Origin of the sequence: Cupriavidus sp. UYPR2.512, assembly GCF_000379565.1 — a bacterium.
In the GTDB taxonomy this organism is placed as follows: Bacteria; Pseudomonadota; Gammaproteobacteria; order Burkholderiales; family Burkholderiaceae; genus Cupriavidus.
This window is the reverse complement of the sequence record NZ_KB902941.1, coordinates 1-4,850: the sequence shown is the minus strand read 5'-3', so window position 1 is coordinate 4,850 and position 4,850 is coordinate 1. Positions and strand designations below refer to the sequence as shown.

The following is a 4,850-nucleotide window of genomic DNA, read 5'->3' as shown; positions in this document are numbered from 1 at the left end:
CCGGATCGCGCTAAACCACGTCCGCCTCGCCAGAAACCTCATCGACATGCCGCCTATAAGGCTTGCTGATGTCCTTATCTTGGGTGGATTGGGGGCTTGGGGACCTCGTAGAGCGCGCAGTACATCTCTCGCAGCGCATAGGCCACGGCGGCAATTCCCATCGTGTCGACGAAAATCACATCAAGCTGCGCTCCAACTTTCAGCGAACGATTGCGCAGCTTCTCGAGTAGGGAAAAGGCGAGGAACTGAACTCCCTCGACTTCGGTAAGCGCCTCCTCGGCACGCAAGAAATGCGTCGAGCGCTTCTGAGACGGTTTGACGAACGTGAAACCCGGCGGCGCAACAACTGAGACGTGCTTAGCTGAGAATAATCTCTTTAGTCCTGCGTTACGGATGGCAGGCGCCTGGCCGCGGAGCAACCGGCCAAGTCCGGCAACTGGATTGGTAACCTCGTCTACTAGCGTTACAGTTCCGCCGTGGTTAAACGAGCAAATGCAAAGACAAACCTTGTTCGACGTACGGCTTGCGGCCTGTACGAGCAGCGGCTTTTCGAACGCCTGCTTGACCGAAACGGCCTCCGCTGCCTCGCAGATGATTGCAACTACGTCGGGCGGGTTGATGCCTTGCAAACCGGCTTCAATGGCATCAGCGAGGTTCGCCACGTTAAAGGTGCCAGGTGGCTTGAATAGGAAATGGAAGTTTTGAACCGGCGAACTACTCTCGAGTGCCCAATCAAACGCAAAAAAACCGTTCATCGCTGCACCGCCGTCAAAGGAATAACGATGGAGTACGACGCGCCTGCGGTGTGACTCAATTCTTTCTGGCTTTCAAGCCAATGAGTTGGCTCAAATGACCCAGCCGGTGTGTTCGAGAAATCTTGAACGAGGCATATCCTTCCTGTACGGAGTCTAAGATATGCATTCAGTTCGCTCAGTGTCTTGAGCACGTATGTAAGTCCACCACCACTCGCATTCGTGTCCTTAGTTGTTGCGTGTAATGCAAAGCAATGTTTAACGATGTCAACTTCGGCGCCTATGGAAAGTTTTCCTGTCGGTGGCGTACCGTATCGTGACATCCATCGACGGACCAGACCCGGCCCGGTGTCGAGCACTGTCAACTCTAAAAACGACGTACGCTGAAGCGGAGAATCCCCGCCAGGAGCCGCAGCAGCATGAGCGGCAGAGTTCTCTGCAAGGTATCCGCTGAATGCCGGGTCGCCGGAGACCACCTGCTCCTGATGGGAGTCCCTGTCATAGGCAATGAACTTCGCCATGAGCGCCCGTACGTTCCTGGCATACGGTTTCCCTTCCTCGTCAACAGTTGCGTGCTCGTCAGTGTTCTTGAAGAGCTCGTAAATCAACGTTCCGATCGCGGTATTGTCTTGCTCCGACACTCTCCATTCCGCCGCAGGCGCGCATGCACCGATTATCTTAGAGATGAGCCGGACGAAGTCCCCTCGCGAACGTAACCCACTCGGATGTGGTCGGCTATAAAACGGAAGGAGATATTCGTTCTTCGCTCGCGCAAAGCAACAGAGGAACACCCCTCTGCCACGCATGGTGTCACGGAACTGACTCTCCTGCATGGCCTGGATTCTTCCGACACCAAAAGACAGTGCTTCCCGAGTCGACAATGGGGCTTCACGTCCCGGCACTTCGACTGAACCGGCGAAATAGGTCGACACGAGTCCGTGAGGCTCTTGTGCCAATGATTCCATCGGGTTGCTGTCGACGTTTCCGTAAAGTCGAAGTGCGGGATGCGTCTGATGGCGAGACCACGTCGCGACGTATTGCACCAGCGCCGAGGGGACGCCTACAGCTCCACCATATCGGAGTGCGAGAGGAATCCGCAAAATCGGGTCGCGGCCAGCCTCATCGTAAGCGGCTTCAATCTCGCGGAGGCTGACGGCCTGCTGGAAGGAAATCATAGAGTAAATGTAAAGCGCTCAAGATTCAGGGCGCCGGCAGTAGTTTGCGACTTCGGATGGCCTATCTGCTACGTTGCGCTTCGGTCTCGTAGTCAAGCTCGAGCTGAGGCGAAGTGGCTGGCAGCGGGACTTCCCAAGTCAGGACTACGTTGATTCCGTTCTCGGTTGCATGTTTCGCAAGGGTCGTGTCGCCGGTGTACATAGCTTGAACCCGATTGGCCTTAGCAATGGCAATGACTTGACGATCAAACTTTACCTTTGCTTTCGTCTCACCGGGCGTTAGCTTCTTATTTCTCTTCGAATCACCATCTTCAATCATTGCACACTCGATCGCTGCGCGTTGATCAAAGGCGGCAATCGAGAAAACTCGAGAGCCTGCGAAGATCTGTAATCGCTTGTCCTTATCCTGTCCGCCTTCCACGAGATATTCAGCAAGCACCGGTGTAGGAACGAGAATACGGCGCTTCGATGTGCTCAGGGTAAGAATTAAGTGGTTAATGCGCTCTGCACATCGCGTCAACGGTTCACCGGTTGACGGATCGATCGGCACGCCGTATTCGCCGTCGAAAGCGAGTGCGAGAAAAGAAGTGTCAAAGACTACCATTAGTGCAGCCCGTCGCTTTCGCCTCTCAAGGCGGTAATGTAGCCGTCAATGTCGTCGTGTTTGCTCCAACCGGAGCTTTCCAGCTTGCGCAGACGATCTGTCACCTCGAGAAGCGTTTCGTCGTCGAGGACGGTGAATTCGTTGACTCTTAGCGAAACAAGATGCCATGCACCATCTTCGCGCCGTTCCCAACGCGCGTCACCGTTCAGTCTGAGAACCGGGCCTTTGTAAAGGTAAGGCGCAAGTTCTTGCGCAAGCTGACGGCTGATCTCGCCGTGCCACGAGCGGCCTTCGGGGTCGACGATTGTGGCGTGCGCGCTCTTATCGCGGCCGCCGACTCTCACCAACTCGCCGTCGAAGGTCGCGGACTCGGTAAAGGGACCGAACGTGAGTGGACGCGGAAGGTCTCGCCCCGGAAATCTGAGGACGACGGCACTCAAATGCGCACCAGGCTGACGCTGACGCAATTCGCCGGTAGCATTGTCGTCTCGCAGAAGTGCGTTCAGTTCATCGTACCCGGCGACAGCATCGTTTGCGGCTTCACCTTGGCTCAGACCGACAATTCGCGCCGACACCCTTGACACGGCATCAACGTCAACCTTTAGCACAGGCATGGTGCTGCCTTCCTCGATATGATCAAGGTGAACGCTGGCATCGTTTCCGAATAGCTTGGCAAGCGAAGCGATGTACTTCGCTAGCCGCTCCATTGGAATTGTTGCGGGCGTGTATGCGCCTATTCGAAACAGATATTCGTCTCGGTCATCCATCTCTGTCCGCCTTCGCCTCGTTGGGCTTGGCCCCGTCTGTAAGAAATCAGCACCGGGTGTCGCTCAAGGATACCAAAGGTTGGCTTTATGGTTGTCGGGGCGCGTTTTATCCGTGCCAAGCGTTCCCCTCATCGCATAGGGCCTCCCAACGAAAATTTCAGTCTGCCCCCGACTTGGACGTCAGCTTCTCATGCCGAACCGGCCGCCCACTTCGAAGCAGGCGGATGTCTCATAAGTCGTCCTCGGCCATCGCCTGTCGAGCAGCAAGCGGCCGCGTAGAACCGCGGTGCGATCCCGCTGTGGGTTAATCCGCTCACTCGCACCGATACTTTGATATTTGTGCCCCGGCTCGTTGTACAGCTTCTGATGCTTGCTGGATCTGCCCCGGATACTGGGTGAGCAGTGCCCGCTCAGAGCTGGCAACCGCGGCCTGATAGGACTGTCGCAGCGAGGGACAAATGATGCTCGATGTGAGTCTCGCCTGCCTTGTCGGATCGAAGAAGGAAGTCGGTTCGGAGCGATACTCTGCGTTTCGTTGACCGATGGATTTCCTTTCCACCTCAGTCCTTGCGTCGCTCGGGCACGGGCTGTCCTGCAACGTGACACGTCCCGCGGTGCTGCGGCACTGATAGATGGTCTGTCCCGCTGCATTCGTGGCCATGACTAGCATCGCGATTGTCAGATATCTCCGCATGGTCATGCTTCAGACTACGGGCGCCCGCACGACTTGCATCTTTCGCTCGTTTGCGGGTCCAGACGTGCTAGCTTCTTCTGTGGGCTGTGGGGAGACGACACCGATGTAGTCGCTGAGAATGGTCCGGGTATCGACGTCCTTGGATTTGTAGCGCATGATCGGGATACCGGCCGATGCAAGAACATCATTCTTTTGGCTATCGCGCTTTTGTGCTTTGTCGCTACAGTGCGAGGCGCCATCAAGCTCGATGACATAGAGCGGTCGCATCGTTTTGCGCTCACAAACGAGGTAGTCGACATACTTTTGAGCGAACAGATTCCTCGCGGCCTGTGATTTTCCCTTGTGTTGTACAAATGCAGACATCGCGACCTGGGGAAAGACGTGCGTGTCCGTCAGCACGGCCGTCAGCCGTTCGTAGAGGTGTATCTCGTCCTGGCGCAAGAACGGAGATCTGCGGGCAAAACGGAAATTCTTGGAGGAAGTCCCGCCTGCACCTGCTGACTTCAGTACCGACAGGATAACGATGGAAATGGCTACAAGGACCACCAGCCCAAGCATCGCTCTCACTTGACCCTCCCGCGTCTATTGTTGTATCGCGCGATACTATGCGCTAGCCAGGTTAGCAGCATCCCCCCATCGTGGGGCATAGGGGGCCGCGCAGAACAGAGCTCGTCGCTTGCCGGACCGAACTCGGCCATCCAAGAACTAGCGCCCGGTAACCGCTGCTCTCTCACGACCCTATGTCTTGCATCTCCATTGCAGACCGACCGTTGCGACCCAATTCACAGCACGATACAGTAGCCGCCGCGACAGACGTAATTTCGAGGTCATGAAATTACAGATTGGCCACCGCTCATC

6 protein-coding genes are annotated in these 4,850 nt (G+C 56.1%); all 6 read right to left on the bottom strand.

Going from position 1 to position 4,850, the window contains the following annotated elements; all coding sequences use genetic code 11:
* Positions 1–74: 74 nt before the first annotated feature.
* Positions 75–755 (bottom strand): hypothetical protein, encoded by a 681-nt coding sequence (locus A3A5_RS0112375; protein ID WP_018310884.1) that lies wholly within the window; start codon positions 753–755, stop codon positions 75–77.
* Entirely contained in the window at positions 752–1,927 is a 1,176-nt protein-coding gene (locus A3A5_RS43265) for a hypothetical protein (protein WP_157637213.1), read from the bottom strand. The genes A3A5_RS0112375 and A3A5_RS43265 overlap by 4 nt, the downstream gene beginning before the upstream one ends.
* 61 nt (positions 1,928–1,988) lie before the next feature.
* Positions 1,989–2,531, bottom strand: coding sequence for a hypothetical protein (locus A3A5_RS38405; RefSeq protein WP_018310883.1), 543 nt, complete (start codon positions 2,529–2,531; stop codon positions 1,989–1,991).
* On the bottom strand, positions 2,531–3,298 hold the full coding sequence (locus A3A5_RS0112365; RefSeq protein ID WP_157637212.1) for a hypothetical protein: 768 nt from the start codon (positions 3,296–3,298) through the stop codon (positions 2,531–2,533). Before A3A5_RS0112365 ends, A3A5_RS38405 begins: the two co-directional genes overlap by 1 nt.
* A 313-nt stretch (positions 3,299–3,611) precedes the next feature.
* Positions 3,612–3,959 (bottom strand): DUF4124 domain-containing protein, encoded by a 348-nt coding sequence (locus tag A3A5_RS45655; RefSeq protein WP_157637211.1) that lies wholly within the window; start codon positions 3,957–3,959, stop codon positions 3,612–3,614.
* 42 nt (positions 3,960–4,001) lie between these two features.
* Positions 4,002–4,550, bottom strand: coding sequence for a DUF2726 domain-containing protein (locus A3A5_RS38400; RefSeq protein WP_018310881.1), 549 nt, complete (start codon positions 4,548–4,550; stop codon positions 4,002–4,004).
* Positions 4,551–4,850: the final 300 nt, after the last annotated feature.

Bases quoted from the DNA above. Each gene is read 5' to 3' on its own strand.
- A3A5_RS38400 (WP_018310881.1), bottom strand. From the start codon at position 4,550: ATGCTTGGGCTGGTGGTCCTTGTAGCCATTTCCATCGTTATCCTGTCG.
- A3A5_RS38405 (WP_018310883.1), bottom strand. From the start codon at position 2,531: ATGGTAGTCTTTGACACTTCTTTTCTCGCACTCGCTTTCGACGGCGAA.
- A3A5_RS43265 (WP_157637213.1), bottom strand. From the start codon at position 1,927: ATGATTTCCTTCCAGCAGGCCGTCAGCCTCCGCGAGATTGAAGCCGCT.
- A3A5_RS0112375 (WP_018310884.1), bottom strand. From the start codon at position 755: ATGAACGGTTTTTTTGCGTTTGATTGGGCACTCGAGAGTAGTTCGCCG.
- A3A5_RS45655 (WP_157637211.1), bottom strand. From the start codon at position 3,959: ATGGCCACGAATGCAGCGGGACAGACCATCTATCAGTGCCGCAGCACC.
- A3A5_RS0112365 (WP_157637212.1), bottom strand. From the start codon at position 3,298: ATGGATGACCGAGACGAATATCTGTTTCGAATAGGCGCATACACGCCC.